Annotated in this window: 1 protein-coding gene; it reads right to left on the minus strand. The window is 59.9% G+C overall.

Annotation, left to right across the window (positions count from 1 at the left end; translation table 11 throughout):
* A partial coding sequence (locus tag QM609_RS29160) for a condensation domain-containing protein (RefSeq protein WP_269615234.1) occupies positions 1-436 on the minus strand: 436 nt, incomplete at both ends.

A 436-nucleotide genomic window follows, 5' to 3' on the forward strand; every position in this document is an offset into this window, starting at 1 on the left:
GATCGAGAACCTCCACCACACGCTCGAACGGAACATCCGCATGCGCGAACGCCTGCAAATCCACCTCACGCGCCGACGCCAACAACTCGGCAAACGACATCGACGGATCAACCTCGGTACGCAGCACCAAGGTATTGACGAACATACCGATCACGTCATCGAGCTCGGCTTCACCACGACCCGCGATCGGGGCACCGATCGCAATGTCGGTCGTCGCGGACAGTCGTGCCAACAGCACCGCCAGAGCCGAGTGAACAACCATGAACGGAGTTGCGTTCGTTGCCTTGGCCAGTTCGTCCAGCTCAGACCACAGCTGCGGTTCGATGGTGAAACTGTGATTGGCGCCGCGCCCTGAAGCAATCTCGGGACGCGGACGATCACCAGGCAGATCCAACTGCTCCGGAAGATCAGCCAACGCATCCGACCAGAACGCAAT

This window comes from Rhodococcus sp. IEGM 1302, from assembly GCF_030056935.1.
Taxonomy (GTDB): Bacteria; Actinomycetota; Actinomycetes; order Mycobacteriales; family Mycobacteriaceae; genus Rhodococcus_F; species Rhodococcus_F qingshengii.